The 25745-nt window shown below is 55.8% G+C and carries 21 protein-coding genes; 16 read left to right on the top strand and 5 right to left on the bottom strand.

Annotation, left to right across the window (positions count from 1 at the left end):
* The 6 genes from JAO29_RS16950 to mobF all read left to right on the top strand — a co-directional run.
* A partial coding sequence (locus JAO29_RS16950) for a single-stranded DNA-binding protein (protein ID WP_334269438.1) occupies window positions 1–540 on the top strand: 540 nt, incomplete at its 5' end.
* Between the two features lie 101 nt (window positions 541–641).
* On the top strand, window positions 642–1586 hold the full coding sequence (locus JAO29_RS16945) for a DNA-primase RepB domain-containing protein (RefSeq protein WP_334269437.1): 945 nt from the start codon (window positions 642–644) through the stop codon (window positions 1584–1586).
* Between the two features lie 25 nt (window positions 1587–1611).
* A complete protein-coding gene (locus JAO29_RS16940) occupies window positions 1612–1938 on the top strand; it encodes a hypothetical protein (protein WP_334269436.1) in 327 nt (108 codons plus the stop codon).
* 199 nt (window positions 1939–2137) lie between these two features.
* A complete protein-coding gene (locus tag JAO29_RS16935) occupies window positions 2138–2530 on the top strand; it encodes a hypothetical protein (RefSeq protein ID WP_334269435.1) in 393 nt (130 codons plus the stop codon).
* Window positions 2527–4461 (top strand): type IV secretion system DNA-binding domain-containing protein, encoded by a 1935-nt coding sequence (locus JAO29_RS16930; RefSeq protein ID WP_334269434.1) that lies wholly within the window; start codon window positions 2527–2529, stop codon window positions 4459–4461. The genes JAO29_RS16935 and JAO29_RS16930 overlap by 4 nt, the downstream gene beginning before the upstream one ends.
* Before the next feature lie 2 nt (window positions 4462–4463).
* Entirely contained in the window at window positions 4464–7172 is a 2709-nt protein-coding gene (gene mobF / locus JAO29_RS16925; RefSeq protein ID WP_334269433.1) for a MobF family relaxase, read from the top strand.
* A 99-nt stretch (window positions 7173–7271) separates the two neighbouring features.
* Here mobF and JAO29_RS16920 read toward each other — a convergent pair whose 3' ends face one another.
* Window positions 7272–8192, bottom strand: a complete 921-nt coding sequence (locus tag JAO29_RS16920) for a WYL domain-containing protein (RefSeq protein WP_334269432.1) — start codon at window positions 8190–8192, stop codon at window positions 7272–7274.
* An 82-nt stretch (window positions 8193–8274) separates the two neighbouring features.
* On the opposite strand from JAO29_RS16920, the gene JAO29_RS16915 reads away from it, so the two are divergent.
* The 5 genes from JAO29_RS16915 to JAO29_RS16895 all read left to right on the top strand — a co-directional run bounded on the left by JAO29_RS16915 (window position 8275) and on the right by JAO29_RS16895 (window position 12406).
* Window positions 8275–8481 carry a DUF2188 domain-containing protein gene (locus tag JAO29_RS16915; RefSeq protein WP_334269431.1) on the top strand — a complete coding sequence of 69 codons (207 nt, stop codon included), beginning with the start codon at window positions 8275–8277 and terminating at the stop codon, window positions 8479–8481.
* A 97-nt stretch (window positions 8482–8578) separates the two neighbouring features.
* Window positions 8579–9067 carry a TIR domain-containing protein gene (locus JAO29_RS16910; protein WP_334269430.1) on the top strand — a complete coding sequence of 163 codons (489 nt, stop codon included), beginning with the start codon at window positions 8579–8581 and terminating at the stop codon, window positions 9065–9067.
* An 8-nt stretch (window positions 9068–9075) separates the two neighbouring features.
* On the top strand, window positions 9076–10938 hold the full coding sequence (locus tag JAO29_RS16905) for an SLOG domain-containing protein (RefSeq protein WP_334269429.1): 1863 nt from the start codon (window positions 9076–9078) through the stop codon (window positions 10936–10938).
* Window positions 10939–10966: 28 nt separating this feature from the next.
* Complete coding sequence (locus JAO29_RS16900) at window positions 10967–11377, top strand: TIR domain-containing protein (RefSeq protein ID WP_334269428.1); 411 nt, start codon at window positions 10967–10969, stop codon at window positions 11375–11377.
* Between the two features lie 75 nt (window positions 11378–11452).
* Window positions 11453–12406 (top strand): toll/interleukin-1 receptor domain-containing protein, encoded by a 954-nt coding sequence (locus tag JAO29_RS16895; RefSeq protein ID WP_334269427.1) that lies wholly within the window; start codon window positions 11453–11455, stop codon window positions 12404–12406.
* A 17-nt stretch (window positions 12407–12423) separates the two neighbouring features.
* Here JAO29_RS16895 and JAO29_RS16890 read toward each other — a convergent pair whose 3' ends face one another.
* The 4 genes from JAO29_RS16890 to JAO29_RS16875 form a co-directional block, all read right to left on the bottom strand.
* A complete protein-coding gene (locus tag JAO29_RS16890; RefSeq protein ID WP_334269426.1) occupies window positions 12424–12759 on the bottom strand; it encodes a hypothetical protein in 336 nt (111 codons plus the stop codon).
* A gap of 167 nt (window positions 12760–12926) precedes the next feature.
* Window positions 12927–16145, bottom strand: a complete 3219-nt coding sequence (locus JAO29_RS16885; protein ID WP_334269425.1) for a DNA polymerase III subunit alpha — start codon at window positions 16143–16145, stop codon at window positions 12927–12929.
* The gene (locus JAO29_RS16880; RefSeq protein WP_334269424.1) at window positions 16138–17661 is read right to left on the bottom strand and encodes a DNA polymerase Y family protein; all 1524 of its coding nucleotides are present in this window, start codon (window positions 17659–17661) and stop codon (window positions 16138–16140) included. The genes JAO29_RS16885 and JAO29_RS16880 overlap by 8 nt, the downstream gene beginning before the upstream one ends.
* Window positions 17643–18659 (bottom strand): ATPase domain-containing protein, encoded by a 1017-nt coding sequence (locus tag JAO29_RS16875; RefSeq protein WP_334269423.1) that lies wholly within the window; start codon window positions 18657–18659, stop codon window positions 17643–17645. The genes JAO29_RS16880 and JAO29_RS16875 overlap by 19 nt, the downstream gene beginning before the upstream one ends.
* Before the next feature lie 127 nt (window positions 18660–18786).
* On the opposite strand from JAO29_RS16875, the gene JAO29_RS16870 reads away from it, so the two are divergent.
* The 5 genes from JAO29_RS16870 to JAO29_RS16850 all read left to right on the top strand — a co-directional run bounded on the left by JAO29_RS16870 (window position 18787) and on the right by JAO29_RS16850 (window position 25745).
* On the top strand, window positions 18787–19257 hold the full coding sequence (locus JAO29_RS16870) for an SOS response-associated peptidase (RefSeq protein ID WP_334269422.1): 471 nt from the start codon (window positions 18787–18789) through the stop codon (window positions 19255–19257).
* Between the two features lie 209 nt (window positions 19258–19466).
* A complete protein-coding gene (locus tag JAO29_RS16865) occupies window positions 19467–20384 on the top strand; it encodes a tyrosine-type recombinase/integrase (RefSeq protein WP_334269421.1) in 918 nt (305 codons plus the stop codon).
* The gene (locus JAO29_RS16860; RefSeq protein ID WP_334269420.1) at window positions 20381–22531 is read left to right on the top strand and encodes a tyrosine-type recombinase/integrase; all 2151 of its coding nucleotides are present in this window, start codon (window positions 20381–20383) and stop codon (window positions 22529–22531) included. Before JAO29_RS16865 ends, JAO29_RS16860 begins: the two co-directional genes overlap by 4 nt.
* Window positions 22532–22662: 131 nt before the next feature.
* The gene (locus tag JAO29_RS16855; RefSeq protein WP_334269419.1) at window positions 22663–23019 is read left to right on the top strand and encodes a PadR family transcriptional regulator; all 357 of its coding nucleotides are present in this window, start codon (window positions 22663–22665) and stop codon (window positions 23017–23019) included.
* The gene (locus JAO29_RS16850) at window positions 23016–25745 is read left to right on the top strand and encodes an ABC transporter permease (RefSeq protein ID WP_334269418.1); all 2730 of its coding nucleotides are present in this window, start codon (window positions 23016–23018) and stop codon (window positions 25743–25745) included. The genes JAO29_RS16855 and JAO29_RS16850 overlap by 4 nt, the downstream gene beginning before the upstream one ends.

Genomic DNA, 25745 nt, shown 5'->3' with positions numbered 1-25745 from the left:
TCCCAGAAGAAGTTTGAGAACCGCGGCAAAGAACACCGCGCAAACTTCTTTCGGGCCCCGCCAAGAAAGCACTCCTTGGCACTTGGGAGCCGGGCCCACTCGCTGGCTTTGCCAAGTGTGACCCGAGCAGGATACGGGAAATTCAACGAAGCGGAGATTACCACCATGTACTCAAATAAAGTCACCCTCATCGGATTCACCGGCGCTGATGCAGAAGTTCGCACCAACAATGACCGCAGCCTTACCACTCTCTCGCTGGCAACCAAGTCCTCCTACAAGAAGGACGGCAAGTACATCGAGCACACCGAATGGCACCGTTGCGTTGTCTTCGGCAAGCTCGGAGAGTTCGCCGCCACGCTCAAGAAGGGCGCTCATATCCAGGTCGAGGGCGAACTGCGCAGCCGCAAGTACGACAGCACGAAGACCGGCACGGAAGTGACCATCTGGGAGATTCGGGTGAACTCGATTCTCAAGCTGGATCGGGCTCAGAAAGCGGCGGCGGAAGACGACGATGAATCCACTGAGGAAGAGGCCGCATAGGCCCTTCCTCCTCTCCGAAGAGTCCGGCATCCAGCCGGGCTTCTTCGGCTGCTAAAGGCCCGTGGGATCGCGCACGCAGTGGGCGGATTGGAGGTATCGAGATGAATGGAACAGCCCAGGACTTTCTTACCCGTTGCTTCGCTCCGGGTGACACGATCGCTCTCTTGCTTCGCAACGACAACACCGCAAAGACACAGCAACGCATCGTTCCTTTGGAACGTGCGCTCGCGCACCGTTACCGTGGCTGGCTCGCTCATGAAAATCACTATGGAGCGAATATCTATGTGGCGGCCAATCCGCTGCTCTCCGGCAGCCGGAAGCGCACTAAGAATTGCATCGCTTCCATTCGCCATCTCTACATCGACATCGACCTGAACGGAGAGGCCCGGCTCGCTTCGCTCCGGGCTTCCGAGCTTGTGCCGGAGCCGAATGTTATCGTCTCGACATCGGCAGGCAAATACCAGGTCTTGTGGCGCGTGGAGGACTTCGACTTCTACACGCAGGAGATGACACTCAAACTCCTAGCGATGGCATTCCACGGCGACATCTCCTGCACGGACTGCAACCGGGTGCTTCGCATTCCGGGGTTCAGGAATTGCAAGTACGATCCAGCGCAGCTCGTCACCGTCGAGTACCTCTCCAATGCAACCTACCAGCCTGATGACTTTCACCTGTATGTCCGACGCGAAGCCTGCATGATTCCGCCTCTCCCTCAACAGCCAATACGCCGCGATATGCAGACCAACTCCGAACATGATTGGGCTTGGATCTCGCGTGAGCTTGCCCACGGCAAAGACGCCGTGACGCTCACTCTGGAGCTGGCTTCGCGCCGCTCCGACAAGCCCAATCCAACGTACTACGCGCAGCGCACCGTGGACATGGCCTCGGCCCGTCTCTGGCTGATGGAAGGCACATCCATCGCAGATGTAATCGCCATGCTTGAGAGCCGCAGAAAGCCTGAGCTTCCCGTAGCACTTTGCTCCGCTCGTGCGCGGGAGATTGCGGCCACGGCGCAATGCATGATTGCTCGCAACAAGGTCGCCTGATTTACCACCCCAAAGGAGAACAGCAATGCCACTACTCGAAGTCATCCAAACCCGCCAGGTCAGCGCCTCTGTCCGGCTCACTGACTCAACCGCTACGCAGGTCGATCAGTACGCCGCCTTCATCCACGCATCGGCAGATGATGTCGTGGAACAGGCGCTTACGTATGTCTTCTCAAAGGATCGAGACTTTCAGGACTTTCTCAAAACGCCGCAAGCGAGGCAGGTTTCTTCGACGCTTCGCATCCGAAGAGCGCCAGCTGCCGATGCTGCGGAGCCGCCCTTGAAGAAGCCGGTATCCGCAGCGTCACCGCCAGCACAAGTACCGGCAATCGTGGCGGGATCGAAGGCATGATCCCGCAGCTATATCGGTGGCGGAGCCACTACGGTGCTGCGCACCGGAAGAAGATTGACACTCCACCCCTCGCAGGGTTGCGTTTGGAACCGATTCGGTGCCACCGGGAACCTTGCAGAAAACACAGCGGTTGCCGAGTCGCGGCGATTTCCACGTTTCCACTAGCAACCGACTTCACATGCCCGTTGGGAGATGACCAATGCCTGCAAACACGCTGGAAATGGAGATGCGTCTCCGACGCATCAAGGGCCGTGATCCTCGCAGCCAGAGCATCGCCACTCGGTTCACCAAGGCAGAAGAAGACACTTTGCTACGCGTCTCTTCTGACCGAGGGATGAACCTTCGCGAGTGGTCTCGAGAGGTGCTTCTGGCAGCAGCGCGAGGATCGCGGCCTACTGACGAAAGTGCTCTGTTTGTGGAGGTGCAGGCGCTTCGGCTTCTGCTCATCAACACACTGGAGCCGCTTCTGCGAGGAGAGAAGATGACGCCGGAGCAGTTCAAGGAGATGCTCCGGTACGTGAAAGCCAACAAGCGTAAAGCGGCGGCGGACATGCTCGCCAGCTACGCAGAAGGGACTACGGAACAGCCATGACCGACACACAATGGGGTCGCAAAGAGACCATCGTCCGGCCGCCTCAATATCCCGTTTACAGCTTCGGAACAGTTTTTGTTTCGCTCTTCGGCGCCGGCCTCTGCATCTATCTCCACCTGGCTTTCGTGATGAGTCCGTTACAACGCTATTACCTTCCCAGCTATCTCGAAACGGGTTTCCTTGGGACTGTACGCCAGAGCAGCGACTACCAGCTTGTCTCGGTAGCCGATCGTCAGCATCATGCCCGACCCGTCACCGAAGCAGACGTGCAGCCGGGCTCTACGCCGCAGCCTATCGGCAAGCCGATTCCTCTTTCGCTTACGGAAGCAGCCCATCGGGCGGGACTTGTTTCCTTATATCGCGGAGCCAAAACTAAGTATCAGAATCGACCTCTTCACGAATACCTGCGCCGTTTCGTTTACGACGGCGATAGCTTTCAGGCGATCTTCCGTGTGCCGCTGTGGTCCGGACTGACATTCTTCCTTTTCCAACTCCCATTTGCCGTTCGCAAGGATGTTCAACGGCTGAAAGAGATGAAGTATGGACGCTTGCTCAAAGGGCCAGTTATGGTCTCGCCCAAAGGGTTCAATCGAGCCATAAGGGGCGATGGCATCGGCTTCCGAACCACGGATTCGAAAGACCTCATGCGTATTCCGCAACGGTCGGAGGGCCAGCATATCGAGCTGATGGGCGATACCGGCACAGGGAAAACGCGACTCATCATGCAGCTACTCCTACAGATCAGGGAAAGGGGTCACTCTGCCATCGTGTACGACCCTGCGTGTGAGTTTGTACAGCGATTCTACGACCCAAAGACAGACATCATCCTGAATCCTCTAGACGCTCGCTGCCCCTATTGGGGACCGTCCGAAGAGCTGCGTCGTCGGGCAGAAGCGAAGGCCATTGCCGCATCGCTGTACCAGCCGACGACGGACAAGAAGGGTGAGTTTTTCACCGAGACTCCGCAGAAGATCTTTGCCCATCTGCTGACGTTCGGCCCGAGCCCCCAAGAGTTGGTCGAGTGGATGGCGAACCCCGATGAGATCGACCGCCGTGTCCAAAACACGGAGATGGCCATGATGATTGCGAAGGGCGCGCAGCAACAACGGAACGGCGTCCTCGCCTCGCTTGGGTTGATTGCGGACAGCCTGAGAATGCTGCCGAAAAAGGAGACCGCCAAGAATCATTGGAGCGCCACGGAGTGGGCGGAACATCGCAAGGGATGGATCTTTCTTACGTCGAAGCCGAGTGAGCGCGAGGCCCTGCGACCGCTGCATAGTCTCTGGATTGACTTGTTGGTATTGCGTCTCCTGAACGAACCGAAAGAGAGCCAGCATCCAGTGTGGTTCGTGCTGGATGAGCTGGCGAGTTTGCAGCGTTTGCCGCAACTCCACACCGCCATCACCGAGAATCGCAAATCGAAGAACCCGCTCGTGCTTGGCTTCCAGGGCAAGGCCCAGCTTGAGATGATCTACGGGCACTTGGCTGAGGTGATGCTGTCCCAGCCGACGACCAAGATTTTTCTCAGAACCACGGAGCCGAAGGCCGCCGAGTGGGTATCGAATGCCATTGGCAGGATTGAGATTGAGCGGCTGCGGGAAACCCATTCGACCGGGCTGCGGGCAGGCAACAACTTCAGTATCGAGCGTCAGGTCGAACCATTGGTCCTTGACTCGGAAATCTCTGGGCTCCCCGACAAGCACGCCTTCCTGAAGTTAGGAAATCATGTCGCCAGATTCTCCTTCGAGTATCGGAATGTCCCCGCCACCCAGCCTGCTTTCGTGCCGCGCCCGTTGGAGGACGACGACCTCACGTTCGAGCCGAAGACCCTGACAAAGAAGCCGCCGAAGCCTGCGGACATTGCGACTCCTGGCGTTGACGATACCAACAAAGATGAGCCGATTGAGACGGGATTTTCCCTGGGTGACTGACCATGCTTACCATCTCCAAGCCGCTATCGGCATCGCAGGCACAGACGTATCACGCCAAAGAGTTCACATCGTCGGAACAGAACTATTGGAAGGATAACGACCGCGCACAAGGCGAGTGGCACGGGAGATTGGCGGAAAAATTAGGCCTCGCCGGAGGAGTGCAGGAAGAGCACTTCGCGCGGCTAGCTGATGGCCAACATCCTCTCACCGCCGAGCAACTCGTCATCCACCGCCCGGTTCAGGAATACACCGGCGCGGATGGGAAAGCCGTCGCACCCGTGGAGCATCGCGCCGGGTGGGACGCTACTTTCTCAGCTCCGAAATCTGTATCGCTCACCGCTCTAGTAGGTGGGGATCACCGTATCCGCGAAGCGCACGGCGAAGCCGTAAACGTCGCCTTGAGTGAGTTGGAGCGATACACCCAGGCGCGCATCGGCGGCAACCGTCCCGCCGAGACGACAGGTGAGTTCGTCGCTGCTAAGTTCGAGCATGATACCGCCCGTCCCGTAGATGGATACGCCGCGCCGCAGCTCCATACCCATGCCGTGATTTTCAATGTAAGCGAACGCAGCGACGGTAGTACCCGCGCGCTCCAGCCCCAGGGATTATTTGCAAGCCAGCAGTTTGCGACAGCCGTGTATCAATCGGAATTGACCTATCGCCTCCGCAATCTCGGCTACGAAATTGAACCGGGGCGCAGTGGCGCTCCAGAAATTCGCGGCTTTACTCAGCAATATCTTGACGCTTCCAGCCCGCGCAGCCAGCAGATACGGGAGCATCTGGAGAAGACCGGCTATCAGGGGCCGGAGGCCGCACAGATCGCCGCGCACTCAACCCGTGACCGCAAGGAAATCCACTCGCCTGCCGAGGTACTGGCCGCTCACCGGCAGATCGCCGCCGAGTTCGGCAACCAGGCCGACACAGTTGTGAAGGAGGCGCGGGAGCGTGCTCAACGGTATGTGCCGGAGCATGGTCGTGAGAGTTCGCAACAGGCTGCACGGCAGGCCGTCACCTATGCTCGCGATCGTAGTTTTGAGCGCGAGGCGGTCACGGACGAACGCGACCTCTACCGCGACGCCTTGCGGCGCGGCATGAGTGAAACGACGTACTCGGAGGTCCGTGCCGGGTTTGAGGCTCGTATTGCCTCAGGTGAGTTCCGGCTTGTGTCTGGACAGAAGCACGACTCGGGCCGGAGCTTCACGACCGCCGACACCATCCGCGCAGAGAAAGAGATCTTAAGCCGGATGAAACAGGGGCAGGGTCACGCCGAGCAGATCATGTCCATACAAGCTGCTGTCGCCCATACCGAAGTGCAGCGGCATCTCAATGCCGGGCAGCGGTCTGCTGCCGAGGAGATTCTGACCTCGCGCGATGTGGTGCAAGGGCTAGAGGGACGGGCCGGTGTCGGGAAAACGACCCTCTTAAAATCGGTGCGTGAAGCCGCCGAAAAACGCGGCTTCATTGTCGAAGGCTTTGCACCAACTTCCCGTGCTGCGAACCAGCTCCGCGATGCCGGGATCTCCGCCGACACCCTACAAAGCTTCCTCGTCCGCGCCCGCCAGCCGAACCCGGACCGCCATCTGTACATGGTTGATGAATCCAGTCTGGCCAGTACCAAACAGGTGCGGGACTTCCTCACGAAGCTCGAATCCAGCGACCGTGTGTTGCTCATCGGAGATACTCGCCAGCACCAGGGCATCGAAGCGGGCAAACCTTTCGAGCAATTGGTCCATGCCGGGATGAATACCACCCAGCTTGACCAGATCGTGCGTCAAAAGGACGCTCCCGAGCTGTTGAAGGCCGTTGAGCATTTGTCACGTGGCGAAATCGCCGAAGGCGTGGCGCTCCTTGAACAGCAGGGCCGCGTCACCGAGATCGCTGATCCGCAGCAGCGCATCGCGGCGATTGCGCGGAGCTATGCTGCCAGCCCAGACAACACCATCATTGTTTCCCCTGATAACGCCTCGCGCCGTCAGATCAATCAGGCGGTTCGTTTCGAATTGCAGGCTCTTGGCTCGGTTGCGTCAGAGGACCATGCGATACCGGTACTCGCTCCAGGTTCCGACATGACCGGCGCCGACCGTACCTGGGCCGCGCGCTACTCAGTGGGTGACGTCCTCTACTATCCACGCGGCAGCAACGACATTGGTATCAAAAGACAGAGCTATACGAAAATTATCGGAATCCAACCCAAAAACAACCTCCTTTCTGTTCAGAAAGAAGACGGCGCAACAGTCTCCTATAATCCCGCGCGGCTCTACGGCGTGAATGTGTACCGCGAGCTAGAGCGGGAGTTTGCTATCGGGGATCGGCTTCAATTTAATGCGCCAAATAGAGAACTTGGCGTCGCCAACCGAGACCTTGGCACCGTGCAACGCATTGACAAAGACGGCCACCTCTCCGTAAAGATGGACAACGGCAAAGCAGTCAGGTTCGATGCCAACCAGATGCGGCACTTCGATCACGGCTATGCGGTCACCAGCCATAGCTCCCAGGGACTCACCGCCGACCGCGTTCTGGTGAACATCGACAGCCATGTTCATCCTGATTTAATCGACGGAAGATTCGCCTATGTCTCCGTTTCTCGTGCCGCCTACGATGCGCAACTTTTTACTGATTCCGCAGCTTCACTCGCGTCGAATTTAAGCCATGCGGTTACAAAATCTACAGCTCTCTCAGTCGAAACTAGTGCAATAGGTCTCGGGATGTGACATGCGAAGTATGCCGCGGTGAATTACAGCATCTCTTTCAAGCTGATGGATATTCCTGCATTCACAGACGCCATGCGCGGGAATTGGACGGGCAGGCATCTATTTATTCGCTTCTCTGAGGGCTACTTCGAAGGCTTCACGGTTTTCAACCACGACTGGTGTCTCCTTGGGATCGTCGAGAGCGCGAGCAACGTCAAGCCGTAAGCGCTTTTGGAAGTAGTAGAGAAACGAATACCTTATCGAAATCGAGATCCTGCCGTCTTCCATGCAATAGTCCTGCGCGACGATGTTTCGCTGATTCAAGCTAAGCTTGGGATTTGGAATGAGAACAACGTCAAAAAACTCTCGCCAAGGTCTGTCTAGGTCCCCGGGAACTTCTTGAGGAGCATCGCCATCTACCTCCAAGAATCGAGGTAGCAGGAAGTCTTTAAATTTGCGGTCCAGATGGCAATAAGCCCTCACATGCCAACGCAGACCGTCATTTGCAAATGCATGAGGGCTAATCCACCTCCACAACGGTTCAGGCCGAGTTGAATTCATCGACTGATAGAGAACGCGAATCGACCGGCTCCGGCGAATGGCATACAACATTGCTCTGAGAAGATTCGCTTCGACCCTTCTTTGAGGAAGCGGCATGGATTCTGCCGACGGCATCTGCGAAAACCAAGCATCTCCCTGGCTGATCGTATGATCCGCTACGCCGCGAAGACGATTTAGATATTGGTCAGCGTCTGGAGGAAGGAACTGCGGCCTGAAGGCCAATGAGGAAAAATATCTCTTTTGGCTCTTGTCATATGCCAGATTGCCAGGAGCAAGTTCTTCGTAGCGCTTCAAATCGTTGGACGCCTGCGGGATTGAGATCCCAAATTGCTGGGTTAGAGCGGAACGGTTGATCTCGCCCTCCCAAAAGAGCCGGAAATCTATAAATTCCAGCCTTTGTTCAATTCCCCAACGAATCTGCCGTTCGAACCCCGAAATACCCATGTGGTCAGTGTAAAAGAGCAAGTTCAAGATGTGCATAGTTTTTATGTGGATAAAGAAACTTGACGCATCAAGATATTAACCGTATCGTTTGATCGTGGTGCAGAGAGAGGAATTCCAGATGGGAAAAGGCAACATCTTCGTGGAACGTCGAGCCGCAAACGAGTACGCAGTCGTCAAACCGGGTGCTGAACGTGCGAGTGCGATTTTGCCGACGCAGGCAAAGGCCATCGAACGAGCGAAAGAAATCGCCCCAAACACCAGACCTGACGTGGAGCGAGTTCGCCACACCTCCGTCGGCAAACCGGACCAGTGGCGAAAGGCCTAATCAGCAGCTAGGTGCATCGAGGATGTACCTAGCTGTTCTTTTGTTCAGAGAATGACGCACTTCAGAGATTCAATAACGCACTCACCGGAGAACGGACATGGCACGAAAAGTTTTCTTTAGCTTCCACTATGAGCGTGATGCACAGCGCGCAGCAATTGTGCGAAATCATGCGGTTACGAAAGATGGGGACGATGCAGCTGGCTATGTTGACAAGGCCGCCTGGGAAACCCTCGAAAGGCAGGGATCTGCTGCGATCAAGAAGTGGATAGGCGAACAGCTTTCGGGCACATCTGTCACTGTTGTCCTTGTTGGGCCGGAAACCTCAAATCGACCGTGGGTTCAGTACGAGCTTCAAGAAAGTTACGCGCGAGGGAACGGTCTAGTAGCTGTCACCCTTCACAACATCAAGGACTTTTCCGGAAAGACTGACGCTGCCGGCAACACTACGTTTGGTTCCCTTGGCAAGAAAGATGGTAACGACGTCTATTTCTACCAGGTCGGCAAGACTTATGACTGGGTTAGCAATGACGGCTACAAGAACTTCGGGAGTTGGGTTGAAGAGGCCGCAAAGGCAGTAGGACGATAAGTGTACAAATGAATACCGCATACCTCGTTTCACCTGAATTGACTCTGCGCTCTTCACCGGTTGCGACGGCGTTTTTTGCCGCCATCCATGACACGTTGCAGGAATTTATCGGCATTTCGATCTTGCGAAACGTGACCCAGCTTCTGGTGACCGAACCGGATGCCGGCGATGCCGTAGTGATCTTCAACCGGGAAGACGCGGACTACTTGGGGCCAGTAACGCAGTTCCTGCAGAAGTCTGTCCGGCAAGGCGTGAAAGTGCTGCCCGTTGCAATCTCGGCGGAGGCACGTCGCCCTCCAGCGGCCGCAGGAACTGCCCAGAGCTTTGATCTTGTCGAGCAACTCCGCCAACGAGCATTGAGCGCGTCCCAGGTCGAGACCATTGCGAAAGTGTTCGCACGCCAGCTCCTTTCGATACTAAAGCCAACCCTTGTCACCGAGCCAATGCACCTGTTTCTGAGCCATAGACGCTTAGACGGCGAAGACCTCACCGCGGCCTTTACCCGCCTGCGGACAACGAGCACTGATGCAGCATTTCGCGATCTTTACGACGTACGGATGGGGGAGGATGCTCAGGAGGTAATCGACGCTCGCCTCGCCGAAAGCGATGCAGTGATCTTCTTGGACACTCCAAAGGCCGGTGAATCGCCTTGGATCGCAAAAGAGCTGCGCGGAGCGCTGCAATTCGGTCTTCCAATAGTTTGGGTGAGAGTCGGTTCGGAAGAGGACCGTGCTCCCCTGGAAGTCAAACCTGCCGACCTACCTCACTTTACATTGAACGACGTTGACCCGCTTACTCAAGAGATTCCTGTTGAAACAATCGAGCAGATAGTCCACGAAGCAGCGCGAATCCATCACCGGGATTATGTCGACCGTCTCTTTAGTGAGTTTTTACGCCTGCGGGACATCGCCAATCAAAACGGCATTCAACTGAGACAGGTTGACCCTCAGAGAATGCTGTACTGCCTCACTCTCCCCCGAACCCAAACCCGCTATAAACAGCGTCCGTTGACCCATCTCCTCCAACTCTTTGGCCGAACGCCAACCAGACAAGATATTCGCGAGTTCACGGACTGTGCGGAAGCAGGTGGCTACCAAGCACATCCACAACATGGCCACCACTATGACAGCGCTATTTTGCTCGCTGCGATACCTCCTCGACCTGTTCCTCGATTTGACGACGCAGGCATTCACACCGATTCCATAAGCGACTATGTCGCCGAGATTGAGCGCGTGACAAAGCCTCAGATGCACGGTCCCAAACGCATCATCATCTCTGGAGCTTTTCCTGATTGTGAACCGGAGTTCCAGCAAAACATGACGGCTGCCGTTCATGCGATGGCGGAGGTGGCGTTGCGGGCAGGCGCCAGTCTGTCGTTCGGTGCTCACCCGACCCTCCAGTTCATGATGTTCGATCTGGCGAAGAGAGTTCGTCCGGATGATTTTCGACAAGCTCTTCGGATGTACGTTTCGAAGTTTTTCATTACAGAGGCTGCCGTCGGAGAGTTCCAGAAGAACGCGGAAGTTTTCGCAACCGACCCCGTCGGTGGCGATAGGGCTCAAAGTCTCACTGCGATGCGCCGGGCAATGCTCAACGACCCTCATGCCAGCGCCCTGGTTGTGATTGGGGGAAAGACGGCGCGCGGTGGGCATATTCCTGGAATAGATGAAGAGGTTGCCATCGCGCGTGAAAGACGGCTGCCCGTCTTCATCTTCGGTTCAGTTGGTGGCCGATCGAGCGAAATCATAAGCAGAATGACTCCTGCGGATCGCGTGGCTTTAAACGGTCAATCCGAGGCCATCAACGAGTCCTTTGCCAGCGATCTTGACTACAGTCGTCTGGCCCAAATCGTGATCAACGCCGCCTACTAAAACTTCAACGAACTCCATGGAGGAGCTTATGTCACGTCACGTATTTTTCAGTTTCCACTACGCCGATATCATGAACGCGAATATTGTTCGGATGTCGGGACAATTCAAACCTACCAAGAGCACGGGGTTCTATGACAAGTCTCTTTGGGAAGAGGCCAAGCAGAAAGGCGATGCTGCAATCAAACGACTGATCGACAAGGGCCTTGAGAACACAAGCGTCACATGCTTTTTGATCGGAGAAGATACCCACAAACGTAAGTATTGCAAGTATGAGTTGGATCAGAGCATAGAGCTCGGCAAGGGTATCCTCGGGATTCTACTTCCTAATCAGGAAGAACATGGACCGAAGTGGATAAGCAACTACGGCAAGGTTTACAAGTGGAATCATGATCGCTTTTCGGATTGGGTCGATAAGGCCGCGAAAGATGCAGGCCGTTGAGTAGAAGGCAAAACGACCCATTCATTCCGTCTTTACATCTTGAAGATAAGGCTTGCGAGATAAAAGGTATTTACGATGACCCAGAGCAATATACCCGCGCCCAAAGTATTTCTCAGCCATGCCAGCGAAGATAAACAGCGTTTTGTGGTCGCCTTTGCGACCGCCCTCAGATCAAAGGGAATCGACGTCTGGCTGGACAGGTGGGAAATTTTGCCCGGAGACAGTCTCGTCGACAAGCTTTTCGAAGAAGGCCTTAAAGAGGCTGAAGCCGTATTGATAGTGATCTCTGCCGTGAGCGTTACAAAACCATGGGTCCGCGAGGAACTCAATACAGCCATCGTCAACCGAATCACGCGGCAGACCAAAGTAATCCCGATCGTGCTTGATAGTGCGGAAGTCCCAGAAGCGCTAAGGTCACTTGTTTGGGAGCCGGTTCCAGACTTAAACAACTATGGGCCACAACTCGATCGAGTTGTGGCTGGCATTTTTGGTCATCGAGACAAACCCGCGTTAGGAAAATCCCCCGACTACCTAAAGGAGCACCCAATCCCCGGGCTTCATCCATCGGACACGCGAGTCCTGCGTGCGATCTACGAGGATGCAGTAGATCGAAACCACCCTATTTGGAGCCCAGAGGAGTTTGCATCAAGGTTGGAAGACCTGTCGCAGGAAGCAATGCTCGATTCGTTGGAAATTCTTGAAGAGCAGGGATACATCAAAATCAAGCGATTGCTGGGTGGAATGCCTCGCGGGATCGGCGTGATTCAACCAACATTGAACGGATTTATGGTTTTCGCTCGCGCCAATCTGCCGGAAATCGAGGAAAAGATCCGAAAAGTCGCCTTGGCGGTACTGAATGAAGGAATGGAATCGGCTTTAACAATTACGGAATCGACACAGATCGCCCCGTTTATTGTGGAGAATGTTCTCGATTTGTTTGCGTCACGCGGTTGGCTTAAGGTCTCCAACACGCTTTCTGACAAACATGTCTACAGCGTATCCCCAAGCATGAAGCGTGCGCTCGCGTAGGTCAACAACAAGAGCGGCTACGATTCATCGCCGTCGAATCCAAGTCTCTTCCGGGTCCATTCCGTTGCAGCGGCAGAAAGCATGTCACTCCAGGCGGCAAACGGGGTGTTCTGCCTGATAAATTCATCCCAATCTTCATCGGGAATCTTCTCAAAATCTCCGGCAGTGTCTACCTTATAGCCGCTTGCTTCAAACATCTCGTCTTCCGACAAGAAACGTGTGTGCTTCGCCAAAAAGCCCGGAGTCAACAACTCGCTCAGAGGCACCTGTTGTGTGCCATGCAGTGATTCAGCCCTATCGGCCAGATCCTCAAGTTTTCGACTCAGGTCATCAAACCCCTCTAACTTAATCAATTTGATTTTCCTTCCTCTCTAACGAAGTCAATCCTAAAGCTAAGGCCGACCATCGTGCATAAGAACCCTCCTGGTCTTCCACAATTCATGATACGTATCACGGCCTCCTCCCTGTCTTCAGCCGCCCTGCGTATTTCGCCATCCACCTCAGCGGGCCGATGCGGGCGCTAGTGGAAGTCATGCGACCGGATCTCCAGCGCCAAATCCGAGAGCGATTGGAGACGTGTCGCTTTGACGTGAATCACGCCATCCTGATTCTGCAAAGGGCCTTCCGCGAGGATGAATTTGCTGTGCGTCACCACCACACGATCTCTCTCATACAAGTCCGGAGTGACAATCACATTGGTAATGCCTGTCTCATCCTCCATCGAGATGAAAATGAAACCGTGTGCCGTGCCGGGCCGCTGCCGGGCGATCACGCATCCGGCAGCCCTCACGAAACGGCCATGCGGGTAAGCTTTCAGTTCGTCGGCAGAAAGAATATGTTCCCGTCGCAGCTCCTCTCTCCGGTACGCCATCGGGTGCTTACCCACGGTCAGGCCTGTTCCGGCATAATCGGCCATCAGACGTTCGTCCGTCGTCATTTGCCGTAACGGAGTAAACGAGGAGTCCTCCCGAAGAAGATCGCTCGATTGACTGAATAACGGACCTTCCAGCTTCCCAGCACGCTCGGCTTGCCAGAGTGCATCTCTACGATGCGCAACTCCGTAGAGACTGTTCAATGCTCCGATGCTGGCGAGCAAGGTGAGTTCCTTCCGGTTCAGTGAGGGAATACGTGCGACAAGATCCTCCATCGAGGAGAACAGACCTGCGGTTCTCCTTGCATGGACGATGGATTCTCCCGACTGTTGTCGCAATCCTTTGGCATATCCGAGCCCCATCCGCAAGGAAAGCTCGCCGTCGCTGTCGTGCTCAATCGTGCATTCCCAGTCAGACATCTGGATATCGACTGGCCGGACGCGCAGCCCATGCCGTTGCGCATCCTTGACGAGCACGGCGGGCATGTAGAAGCCCATCGGCTGATTGTTGAGAATGGCGCAGGTGAACGCCGCGAGGTACTTCACTTTGAAATACGCCGACGCATACGCAATCAGAGCGAAGCTGGCGGCATGGCTCTCCGGGAACCCGTAAAGTGCAAACGAACTGATGTTCTCGATGATGGTGTCCTGGGTCTTTGCGTCGAGACCATTTGCTGTCATGCCTGTCCGTAACCGGCCTTCGAGGTTTTTCATGCGTTCCCAGGAGCGTCGCATTCCCACGGCGCGGCGCAGCTCCTCCGCCTCCGCACCGCTGAAGTTCGCAACGACCATAGCCATGCGTAGTAGCTGCTCCTGAAAGAGAGGCACGCCAAGCGTTCGTTTGAGCGTCGATTCGAGCAATGGATGTGGGTAGGACACGGGCTCTTTTTTCTGGCGTCTCCGCATATATGGGTGCATCATCTTGCCGACGATCGGACCCGGCCGGATGATGGCGACCTGTACCACCACGTCATAAAACTTCTCAGGGTGATTGCGCGGCAGCGAAGCCATCTGTGCGCGGCTCTCCACCTGAAACATGCCTACCGTGTCAGCACGTTGCAGCGTGCGATAGACCTCATCATCTTCGGGGAGCTGGGCTAGATCGACAGGCTCACCGTAATGCCTTGGAATCAACTCCTGGCAATCCTTAAGGACTGCCATCATGCCGAGGCCGAGCAGGTCTACCTTAATGATGCCCAGGTCGGCGCAGTCTTCCTTGTCCCACTGGACGACGGTGCGGCCCGGCATCGACGCACGTTCCAGCGGCACAACCTGATTGAGTTGTCCCTTGCAGATCACCATGCCGCCCGAGTGTTGTCCGAGATGGCGCGGCAAATCCTGAATCCGCATACAGAGTTCCAGATACTTCGCGATACGCGGGTGTTTCAGGTCAAAGCCTGCGTTCTGGAAGGAGTGCGCCATCGTATCCTTCGGTCCCTTCCACTCAAAATTGGCGACGAGTGCAGAGAGGCGTTGCAGTGATTCCGAATCAAACCCCAACGCTTTGCCCACTTCACGCGCCGCAGACTTGCCTCTATAAGTGATGACGTTGGCCGTCATCGCCGCGCCCAACTCGCCATAGCGTTGATAGACGTATTGGATGGCTTGCTCTCGTTTCTCCTCTGACGGCAGATCGAGATCAATGTCCGGCCATTCACCACGGCTCTCTGAAAGAAAACGCTCAAACAACAGTTCCATCCCGACTGGATCGATGGCAGTGATTTCGAGTGCGTAGCAAACTGCGGAGTTTGCCGCACTGCCACGCCCTTGGATGAGGATGCCGTTCTTTTTGCAAAACTGCACGATGTCCCAGACGATGAGAAAGTATCCGGCAAAACCGAGGTTCGCAATCAAGGCGAGTTCGTGCGCTACTTGCTTCTTCGCTCGTTCCAGCAGGTCGGTGTTCCGCTTCGGCCCGAAGCGGCGGATGACACCTTCTTCCGCGCGCTTGCGTAGAAAGCTATCCATCGTCTCGCCATCCGGCACCGGATAGCGAGGAAACTCATATCCCAGGTCGCCTAACTGAAAGCCCAAACGCGAGGATAGCTCCAACGTGTTTTCGACTGCTCCAGGCACATCGCGGAACAACTTTACCATCCTGTCAGCAGGTCGAAGATGACGTTGGCTGTTTACCGTGAGCAGGCGTCCGGCGCGGTCGAGTTCGGTGTGATTGCGAATGGCTGTAAAGAGGTCCAGAACCTCTCTGTCGTATCGCGTCGCATAACGAACGCCATTCGTAGCGATTACCGGCAGTTGTAATGACTGTGCGATACGGATAGCGGCCTGATTGCGCGCTTCTTCTTCGCGCTCGCGATGGCGTTGCAGTTCCACATATACATTCTTCTGACCAAAGATGCGGACGAGACGCTCGACGACCTCTCGCCCAGCCTCTTCGCCACCACGCGTCAGTGCCGCAGCCAACGGTCCCTCATCACCTCCCGTCAGGCAGACGAGGCCCGAGGCGTACTCTTCAAGGTCAGAGAACCTGGCCGAACCTTCCTGCTTCGTTGTTTCGCGCATCTTGAAGCGCGTAATAAGTTGACATAAGTTCTGATAGCCTTCGCGTGTCTCGCAGAGCAGGGGGAGGCGTGGCGGCTCTGAGAGATGTTGGTGAGGCAACCACGTCGGTGGATTCAGGCGCTGGCCAAAACTTGATACGGCAACTTCAGTGCCCACATGGGCACGAATGCCGTTCTCAGTCGCGATCTTATGGAACCGCGCCGAGCCATAAAATCCGTTTCGGTCCAGCAAGGCCATCGCCGGCATCTCCAGCTCAAAAGCTCGCTGGGCCAACGTTTCCGGCAGGGAACCACCTTCCAGGAAAGAGAACGCGCTGGCAGCGTGCAACTCGACATAACGGTCAGTCATACAGAGCCACCACCTGCCATTGGTCTTGCATAAGATCACGAGCAACGGAACAAAACAGCAGTGCGTTGTCCTGTGCACGCGCGATCAAGTCCCACTGCTCGTGGCCCCAGATGGATTCGTTCCACCATTCGCCGCCCTTCAGCCAAGGGCCATACGCTCGCTCCACCATGCAGCGCTGGTTGCGGAAGAAGAACGATTGGGGACGGCCACTCGCCAGCAGCACAGACATAGGCTGAGGCGGTCGAAGCTTGCGCAGACAAACATGACCTTCCGAAGCAGCGGGTTCTGACATCGCTGAGCTGACCTGAAAAGGCTCTACGTGAAAACCTTCCGGCGTATGGGTATCGTCCAGCACCGCCTGGCCTACATTGCCTTCGCCTACCAGAGCCGCAATGCGGGCCAGCGTCACGTCCAAACGTCCAGGTTCAGGAAGCTGCGGCGAGAACAAGCCGAGTTGCATTTTGCTCGTGTTACCCGGTTCCGCATGAAGCACGACGGTCAAAATCGCTGCGTGTGGGGGATGGGCTTCCAGATCAAGGTGCAACAGCTTCAACCAGAGCTGCTTGTCATTGGTCGGCTGCGCTGGGCGTACGGTTCGAGAATGCAAATCGCCACCATCCAGATGCAGTGTGATCGTGACAGACGCGAGCGCCACAATCCGTGCTTTTGCCCGAAAGATCAGTTGTTCGAGCATGACCGAAAGACCGAAGAGCAAGGATTCGAGGTCTTCCAAGGAAAAGTCGAGTTCGGCACGCTCCTCCAACACGAAGGGAATGTCGATGGGCTGAAACAGATGCGGAAGTTCTCCACGAGCCTGTTGCCGTAGGCGTTTACCTTCCTGGCCCATGCGGGCAATCAATTCTCTCTCCGGCAACGCCGCTAACATGCCAAGTGTATGGATGCCCCATAATGCGAACGTCTCTGCCTGACTCTCCATGAGATCGAGCGTGGTGAGCGGAAGTGAGGAAAGTGCGGCTGCTTCCTCTCCTCGCGGCACGACTTGCAGGACGGAACGTGTAAGACCCTTGGCAAGGCACACGGCGGCATGAAAGTTGCCGCTTACTGTAACTTGTCCCGAGAGACCCAGCGAGCGGATTCTCTGGCGAATGTTTTTGGCCAGCATTTCAGGCGGCCCAAAGAGATTCTGCGTTCCTGCAACGTCCATTACGCAAAGGAATGCTGTAGTTTTGGCGCATTCTTCCATGCGTGGAGAGAACGCACCGGCACATTCGAGCAGTACAGCCTTGGTTGCCTTCTCGATCAGGAGTGAACGTGCAAGGACTATCGGTCCAACGAACGTATCCACCTCAACACGCGTCATCCCATGTCGAAGACCCAGCAGACGCGCCTTGGTGTTCAACGAACACACCACCTCAAACGGCGGGTCACCCTCCATGATCACGCAAGGCTTTTCGTGAAGTTCCGGGCGCAAACGCAGCAGTGCCTGGGCGGGAAACTCCTTCACGTAAAGACAGGCATACAGTTCCGTGGGCTTACTCATCGTCGCACCGCCCATGTTGTGCGGATGCGCCAGTCGGCCATGTGTGCCTTCTGAGGTGGTTTACGCAATGGGACGACATTGCTCTCCGTTTGTGCGAAACGATGTCGCACCACTTCTACTCGCGACTGCATACCCGTGAAGACAGTCGGCGCCCCATCAACCTCTTCGACAGAAGACAAACGCAGTTCCAACTCGGAGCTGCTTTTCGCGCATGGATATTGCGATAGGAGAAGAATGCTCGATTGAGTGCGCTCCGCAGCAAGTCGATAACGATGCCAGGTCGAAAGTTCGATGCGGGCAACATACTCCGGTGCGATGCTCCCTAGGTCGAGCACAATGGCACTGAAGCCTCCTGTCTGTAACAACAGGTCAGCACTTCGCACGCCCTGTTCGATCGCGTCGTACTGCTTGGCCCTCTTGGGTGAGCGCGCCGCCTGCGTAACGGCGGTCGTACTTGGCTCGGCGCTCCCCTTATAAGGCCGTGGTCTGTGCTGTGGTTCTGCACAGCGTGGCGCGAACAGGTCTCCGACCGCATCCGACAAACCCCGGACCTCCGTGCGGGGATGAGGACCGAATCCGCCACCGTGCAGTCCTTTCTTGATCGGACGGGGAGCGAAATACTTTTCCGGCAGAAGAAAGCGTCGCCCCGCTCTTGCTGTGATCGTCTGTTGAACACCGCAGCGAACCCACAGCAGCTTTTTCAGATTGATTCCCATAGCGGCGGCGGATGCCGGATCAAAGCTGTTAGTCACGTCAATCCACGCGCACACCTTGTTGGCTTCCGTGATGCGAGCCAGAAATGAGAGCGCCACCGACGTTCGCCCGGAACACTCCGGGCCTGTCAACTCGCTCACTGCGCCTACCGGAAGTCCACCCTGGAGAAGATCGTCCAACGGTTCTATGCCGGTTTCAACGACCGGGCGGCCCATCTTCGGCTGTGGCGTCAGGGCCGAAGGGATCTTTCGAGCTAATGCAGACTCAATCTGCATCCGAATTGTGGAGGCGGAGGCCATAGACCATCTTCGCCATATATTCGCCTTTTGTACTGTGGGACCGCAACTCGCGTTGACCTAGAAATGAGGCAGTTAGCTGCTAAGTGATTGCAGAATGGCGTTTTAATTCTTTCAACAACGAGTGCTTATGTGTGGCCGTTACCGCCGAAAATCGGACAAACAGAAAATCGCTAAGGCTTTCCCGGTGACTACCGGTCTCGACGCGCTGGACCTCGATCCCGATAACGACATTGCCCCTGGCTCCGCGCAGCCGGTCGTCTTCGTCGACGAAAATGGGGAACGCAAGCTCGAACTCATGCGGTGGGCTTTTAAGCTGCCCCATCGCCTGCTCTTCAATGCCCGTTCTGAAGGAATCGAGATTTCAAAGTTTTGGAAGGACGCCTTTCTCAGAGGCCGCGTCATCGTTCCCGCTGATGCAATCTTCGAGTGGAAAGAGATGCCGAAGGGACAGAAGAAACCAAAATACGAATTCACAATTCCGGGCCAGGAGCCTTTCGGAATGGCCGGTCTTTGGAAGGTCTGGAAGAATCCGAAGACGGATCAATGGGAACGCACGTTCGCTGTCCTTACCGGAGAGCCGAATGAAGTCATGCTATGAGTTAAGTGGAATGCCTAACTCAACCAAGTCAGAATGACGATCCTTTAACCTCGCAGAATGAGAATGGTGAAGGTTTCGGGGATGGGCGCCGCCGCGCGGCGGCGCCCATCCCCGAAACCTTGTGGGAGGCCAGTATGGGATCTCCGGCCATTAGTCTTGCGAAGTACCCATCTGTGTTTCAGCACCACCGTGCTCATGAGTGGTTGGTCATGCGTGCGCAATTTGGTCTTGCTCTCAACACCATCGACGCCTATGCACGCGGGCTCAGTTCCTACTTTGCATTCTCCAAGAAAGAAAACATCACACTCGAGCTGTCGAGCCGCGCCGACATTGCAAGATGGATCAATGAAGAGCGCGAACGCGGCATAGCAAACGCCACACTCATTCTTCGACTCACCGCATTACGGCTCTTCTTCGATTATCTGGTCGAAGAAAATGACCGACCGACCAATCCTGTATTCCGCGGCGGCGCTTTGCGTGGCTATGGTTCGGCAGTATTCCGTGGGCCTGGTCCGATTCGCCGGGTGCGTAAACTTCCGTGGATTCCCACCGACGAAGAATGGCAACGAATCCTCGATGTCACGGCCTCCGATTCATTACGCGACCGAACCATGCTGGCCCTCGCGTATGACGGGGCTCTCCGTCGTGAGGAGCTCTGCTCTGCCGGTGTGTCTGATCTGGACTTTCCTCGACGGCTGCTAAACATCCGCGCTGAGACCACTAAGACAAAGTGCGGAAGAGTGGTGCCTTATTCGCCTGCGACCTCAGCATTGCTCTGCCAATACCTGAATCGTCGGCGTTCGATGCGAGTTGAACCCGATGCTCTTTTCCTGTCGGAATCGTCGCGCAATCGAGCAGTTCCAATCACTCGGTACACCTGGACGAAGGTTGTTAAAGGCATCGCTGATCGAAGCAAGCTGCCGCAGCTAACTACACATACGATTCGACATCTTCGTCTCACCGACCTTGCGCGAGTAGGGCTCGACATTCATGAGATTGCTACTATTGCCGGCCATCGAGTGCTTCAGTCAACACACATCTACATTCACCTGAGCGCCCGTGATCTCATGCAGGCCGTGGAAAAGACTATGACGACCCTCCGCCGCCATTGGGGCGATCCCGCATGAGGTCCGTAGTACAGAGCGGTTCGCAGCTTCGTATCGACTTCAGCCACTACGACCGACGCATATCGCTCGATCAGGCAGAACGCGAGCGCATTGCCAGTGTCGCTGCGAATGGTGACACGTTGCATATCAGGACGAGTGATCCGCTGCTACGGCTGCTGAGGCCGCTCAAAGATTGCCTAAAGCTGACGGGTGCGGAGCAATCACAACACTCCTGTCTCCGAGAGGTAGTTGTAGAGATGTACAACCGCCAAACGGCGTTCTGGGCGTGGCAAGAAGATGCGTGGGGCGCTGTCTATAACCGCTGTGCCGCAACTTCGACGGCCAATACCCTGCAACACATCATGGCAATGGCTGCGATCCTCTGCAATATAGACCTTGCCGAGCTGCGCAATCGCGACCGCAAAGTTCTACGTCGCTATGCGCTTTCGGTAAAAGTGTTTGGACGCGAGCCAGTCGATGCATCGCTCGACCTAGTAAAGAATGAGCTGAAGAAGCTGGGATATTCCGGCTATTTCCATCGACAATTCCGCTTTACGCTTTGCGAACTGTTTCTAGCCAATAGGACCCCGCACGCCCGCAACCTTGGCGCAAATTGCTTAGAAGAATTGCGCGCGCGCCCTGTGCCCAACTGCATGAAGCAAGCAACGTACATGATCTCCCATGCGCTCGTTAGCCTGGGAGTGATGGCAGCTCCGCTATCTCCGTATACAAAGGTGCCTCGAAAGAGGTTGTTGGATGAGCACCATTCTCTGAATGAGGAATGGTTTTCATGGTGCAAACGATGGCTCGACACTTCCACACTTCGTCTGACTTCAAAGCATAGCCACTTCTATCGTCTGCTCGTTGCAGGACGCTGGCTCAACGCAACACACCCGTCTATCACTCGGCCCGATCAATGGAGCCGCCAGTTGGCGGCTGAGTACATCGCAACAGTTAGCCGGATGAAGGTGGGACAGTTCATTGACGACCCACGCCAGACCTCTGCCAACCGCCCTCTGTCTCCTTCATCCAAATTCGCTCACATCCAGGCACTACGATGCTTTTTTTCCGACGCCATGACGTGGGATTGGATGCCACCACAGTTTGACCCACGGCGGACCTTCCAGTGTCCCCGTTCAATCTCAGCCCTTCGAGTGCCAAAGCCGCGCATCATCGCAGAAGACATTTGGGCGAAGCTGCTTTGGGCGGGGCTGAATTTGACCTATGAGGATATGCCTCAGTCCAGAAGGCAAAACACCAAGCGTCACCCGCTGGAGTTGTTTCGTGCCCTTTCTCTGGTCTGGTTGTTCGGAGGATTGAGAAGCGACGAAATACGGCGTTTGAGAGTCGGGTGTGTCAAGTGGAATTCTACGAAGCAGATGAAGGCGGAAGATCAAAGCGTGTGCCTGCTCGAAGTGCCAGCCAATAAAACCGGCGGCCCGTATACGAAGCCTGTTCATCGAGCGGTTGGGGAAGCCATTGAGGAATGGGAGCGGATCAGGCCCACGACGAAAGCTGTGATCGATGAGAAGACCGGGGAGCTTGCCGATTTGCTATTCGTATATCGTGGCCGTCCCCTTGGAAAGTACATCATCAATCACACTGTGATTCCTGTTCTTTGCCGCAAGGCCGGCGTCCCGGAGCGAGATGCACGAGGGTCGATTACGAGTCATCGAGCACGATCCACGATTGCCACCCAACTCTACAACGCCAAACAGCCAATGTCGCTGTTTGCGCTGAAGGAATGGCTTGGGCATCAACGACTCGAATCAACACAGTGGTACGCCAAAGTTACGCCGGACAAGCTGACTGAGGCATATCTCGATGCTCGTTACTTCGAGCGCAATGTTGCTGTAGTTCAAGTCTTGCTGGATCGGGCGGCGATTGAGAATGGAGCCGCCGCACAGGGCGAAACTTACAAGTACGTCCACCTTGGACACGGCTATTGCGCGAATCCGTATTGGGCGCAGTGCGTCCATCGCATGGCCTGCCAGCGTTGTGAGTTCTATGTACCTGGCGACTCAGCCAAAGCTCAGGCGTTTGAGGCAGATGCCCACAACCTGAAGCTGCTGGAGCAGATCCCGGTGACTGAAACAGAACGCAAAGCGTTGGAAGGAGATCGTAAGGCGCTACAAAAGCTGATTGGGCCGGTGATCGGGTCTCGATGAGTGACTCGGCGATTTAGCGCTCGCCGAGCCGCACCGACTGCAATTGAGCAACTCGCAAAAGAATTTCTTTCCCGCCGCAGCAGCTTGATGTAGATTGTCTACATCATGAACATGTAGAGGTTCTACAGCCTATGGCGAAGATCAAATACCAAAACAGGATTGAGCTCCTGCAGGGCACGCTGGACATGCTGATCTTGAAGACCCTCCAGTGGGGCGAACAGCATGGGTATGGGATTGGTCAGGCGATCCGAGCCAGTTCCGGTGAGGTGCTGCAAGTGGAGACAGGATCGCTCTATCCTGCTCTCCATCGTTTAGAGCGGCAGGGCTGGATCTCTGCCGAATGGAAGAAGAGCGACAGTAATCAACGTGCGAAGTTCTATCGGATTACGGCGTTGGGCAAAAAGCAGTTGGCTGCCGATTATCAGCGCTGGGGCAAGATGGTTGCCACGATTGAAGGCATCATGCGAGCGGAAGGGGGCGCGGCATGAACTTCTTGAGCAAGATACTGCGACGCAAGACAGATTTAGCCGAGGAGTTGAACACCCATTTGCGGATGGCCGTAGCTGACCGCGTAGCCCGCGGAGAATCCCAAGAAAGCGCAGAGAGAGACGCTCGACGAGAATTTGGCAATGTGTCCCTTGTCGCAGATGTGACGCGAGAGAAATGGGGATGGCTACGGCTTGAGAACTTTGTCCAAGACATTCGCTATGCGCTGCGGCAATTGTGGAGGACGCCGGGATTCACGATCACGGCGATATTGACGCTGGCCCTTGGCATTGGGGCGAATGCTGCTGTGTTTACGTTGGTGAATGCAGTGCTGCTGAAGAACCTGCCGGTCGCTGACCCGAAAGCGCTGGTGCGGGTGGGAGACGCGTACCAATGCTGCGTCAACAATGGAGCACTGGCTGACGGAGATTATGCGCTCTTCTCCACCGAGACCTATGAACAGTTTCGGAAGAACACGTCGGAGTTTGAAGAACTCGCGGCGATGGAGGCAGGCTTTAACTTCTTCAACCCCATGACCGCGCGGCGTGATGGAACCGGCAGTCTGCCTGCTTCTTCCGTGAGCGAGTTCGTCTCAGGGAACTACTTCCGTACCTTCGGGCTGCAGGCACAGGCGGGAAGGTTGTTCAGCGAGGCCGACGACGTGAAAGGCGCGCCCGTGGTGGGTGTGATGAGTTACGAGGATTGGGCGAATCGTTACAACCGCGACCCATCCATCGTGGGAAGCACATTCTGGATCAATACGAAACCAGTGACCATCGTCGGGATTGCACCTCGAGGCTTTTATGGCGATCGCCTCAGCACCGCACCGCCTGATTTCTACTTTCCAATGAAGCAGATCGAGCGGCTCAAAGACGGGGATTATGTTAACGACCCAGACCGGATGTGGCTCTATGTCCTTGGGCGTGTCAGGCCCGGTGTCGATCGCCTTGCATTGCAAACAAAGCTAAGTGTAGAGCTGCGCCAGCTTCTTGGGGCCACACCCAGCTTCTCGTCCGTGCACGACAGGCCACTGCTCGAAAAGGCTCATGTCGTCCTCACAGATGGAGGTGGCGGCATTCAGATCATGCAGTTGAGCTACACATCGAAGCTTAAACTTCTGATGTGGATCTCCGGTCTCGTGCTTGTGATCGCATGCGGCAATATCGCGAATCTTTTACTTGTGCGCGGCATGGCGCGGAAGACAGAAATCACAGTACGTGCGGCACTGGGCGCAACCCGAGGCCGAGTCATCCAGCAACTGCTCACGGAGAGTGTTCTTCTGTCGGTGCTAGGGGGCATCGCGGCGCTCGGTGTTTCCTATCTGGGCGCCAGGATGCTGTTAGCGCTTGCCTTCTCTGACACGAACGTCCCGATCCACGCTATGCCATCGTGGCCGGTGCTGGGATTTGCGTTGAGCGTCTCCATAGTGACTGGCGTGCTGTTTGGCGTGACGCCGGCGTGGATCGCCGCACAGTCCAGACCTGCTGACGCTCTGCGGGGCGGAACGCGCGCCACCTCGGGCGGAGCTTCGCTACTGCAGCGCAGCCTTGTGATCCTGCAAACGGCACTTTCGTTTGTGCTGCTAGTTGGCGCGGGTCTGTTTGCAGCGAGCTTGAATAAGCTTCAAAACACGGATATGAAGCTGGAATCGAAGAATCGCTACATCATCGCTATGAACCCGCAGACGGCAGGATATCTCCCCTCGCAGGTGGGTGCGTTGTATCAGGCTATCGAGGAGAACTTCCGTGCAGTGCCTGGGGTAGTGAAGGTTGGTATCAGCACCGTCACTCCTATGGACACCCGGAGTAACAACGATCCAATCCAGATTCAGGGCCAACCGGATTTGCACAAGATGGCAGGATGGAACCGTGTCAATGCGGACTACTTCGATGCCGTGGGTACACGCGTTGTGATGGGGCGTGGCATCGGCGTACAAGACACACCGTCGGAGCCGATGGTTGCCGTGGTAAATCAGGCGTTCGTTAAGGCATTCTTCAAGCCCGGACAGTATCCCATTGGTGCGCGCTTTGGCGATCCTGGGCCCTCCCCGAATGCTGCCGCTATCATCGGCGTCGTGGAGGACACGGTCTACAACGATGTGCATTCAAAGGTCCAGCCAATGACCTTTATCCCTATCCTGCAGCGAGCCGCCGGAGATACGCGGCCGCTCGACAAGATGAATTCGTTCTATGCTGGCTCGATCGTGGTGGAGACTTCGCGTCCGATGGACGACCTGCAAACGATCGCTCGAAGAACGCTGTCCGCCATCAATCCCAACCTCACAGTGATGAAGTTCCAGACCTTGGATCAACAGATCGCAGACCGCTTCACGCAGGAGCGAATGCTCTCGAGATTAATGGTGGTGTTCGGTGTGCTGGCCCTGCTGTTGGCGACGGTCGGACTCTATGGCGTTACCTCATACACGGTCGCGGGCAGAACCGGTGAGATCGGTATACGCATGGCATTGGGAGCTGAGCGTGCAGAAGTATTAGGAATGATCTTGCGGAGCGCATTGACCCAATCATTGATTGGATTAGCAATTGGCATACCAGTGGCCTTCTACTGCGTACGATTTGTCAAGTCGCAGTTGTACGAAATAACCAATATAAGCGCGAGTTCCATGGCGATTGCCGTTGTCACCTTACTGCTGGCGGCGTTTGTAGCGGGCCTGGTTCCCGCACGGCGTGCGGCTTCAATCGACCCGATGCGTGCTCTGAGAATGGAGTAG

Source organism: Edaphobacter sp. HDX4 (assembly GCF_036877565.1).
Lineage (GTDB): Bacteria > Acidobacteriota > Terriglobia > Terriglobales > Acidobacteriaceae > Edaphobacter.
This window is presented reverse-complemented; position numbering and strand designations above follow the sequence as displayed.

What these genes read in the sequence shown, in the direction of transcription:
- mobF (WP_334269433.1), top strand. Translation starts at nt 4,464, where the DNA reads ATGCTTACCATCTCCAAGCCGCTATCGGCATCGCAGGCACAGACGTAT.
- JAO29_RS16920 (WP_334269432.1), bottom strand. Translation starts at nt 8,192, where the DNA reads ATGCACATCTTGAACTTGCTCTTTTACACTGACCACATGGGTATTTCG.
- JAO29_RS16865 (WP_334269421.1), top strand. Translation starts at nt 19,467, where the DNA reads ATGCGTGCGCAATTTGGTCTTGCTCTCAACACCATCGACGCCTATGCA.
- JAO29_RS16940 (WP_334269436.1), top strand. Translation starts at nt 1,612, where the DNA reads ATGCCACTACTCGAAGTCATCCAAACCCGCCAGGTCAGCGCCTCTGTC.
- JAO29_RS16885 (WP_334269425.1), bottom strand. Translation starts at nt 16,145, where the DNA reads ATGACTGACCGTTATGTCGAGTTGCACGCTGCCAGCGCGTTCTCTTTC.
- JAO29_RS16900 (WP_334269428.1), top strand. Translation starts at nt 10,967, where the DNA reads ATGTCACGTCACGTATTTTTCAGTTTCCACTACGCCGATATCATGAAC.
- JAO29_RS16915 (WP_334269431.1), top strand. Translation starts at nt 8,275, where the DNA reads ATGGGAAAAGGCAACATCTTCGTGGAACGTCGAGCCGCAAACGAGTAC.
- JAO29_RS16945 (WP_334269437.1), top strand. Translation starts at nt 642, where the DNA reads ATGAATGGAACAGCCCAGGACTTTCTTACCCGTTGCTTCGCTCCGGGT.
- JAO29_RS16910 (WP_334269430.1), top strand. Translation starts at nt 8,579, where the DNA reads ATGGCACGAAAAGTTTTCTTTAGCTTCCACTATGAGCGTGATGCACAG.
- JAO29_RS16930 (WP_334269434.1), top strand. Translation starts at nt 2,527, where the DNA reads ATGACCGACACACAATGGGGTCGCAAAGAGACCATCGTCCGGCCGCCT.
- JAO29_RS16905 (WP_334269429.1), top strand. Translation starts at nt 9,076, where the DNA reads ATGAATACCGCATACCTCGTTTCACCTGAATTGACTCTGCGCTCTTCA.
- JAO29_RS16935 (WP_334269435.1), top strand. Translation starts at nt 2,138, where the DNA reads ATGCCTGCAAACACGCTGGAAATGGAGATGCGTCTCCGACGCATCAAG.
- JAO29_RS16895 (WP_334269427.1), top strand. Translation starts at nt 11,453, where the DNA reads ATGACCCAGAGCAATATACCCGCGCCCAAAGTATTTCTCAGCCATGCC.
- JAO29_RS16870 (WP_334269422.1), top strand. Translation starts at nt 18,787, where the DNA reads ATGTGTGGCCGTTACCGCCGAAAATCGGACAAACAGAAAATCGCTAAG.
- JAO29_RS16875 (WP_334269423.1), bottom strand. Translation starts at nt 18,659, where the DNA reads ATGGCCTCCGCCTCCACAATTCGGATGCAGATTGAGTCTGCATTAGCT.
- JAO29_RS16860 (WP_334269420.1), top strand. Translation starts at nt 20,381, where the DNA reads ATGAGGTCCGTAGTACAGAGCGGTTCGCAGCTTCGTATCGACTTCAGC.
- JAO29_RS16880 (WP_334269424.1), bottom strand. Translation starts at nt 17,661, where the DNA reads ATGGGCGGTGCGACGATGAGTAAGCCCACGGAACTGTATGCCTGTCTT.
- JAO29_RS16855 (WP_334269419.1), top strand. Translation starts at nt 22,663, where the DNA reads ATGGCGAAGATCAAATACCAAAACAGGATTGAGCTCCTGCAGGGCACG.
- JAO29_RS16850 (WP_334269418.1), top strand. Translation starts at nt 23,016, where the DNA reads ATGAACTTCTTGAGCAAGATACTGCGACGCAAGACAGATTTAGCCGAG.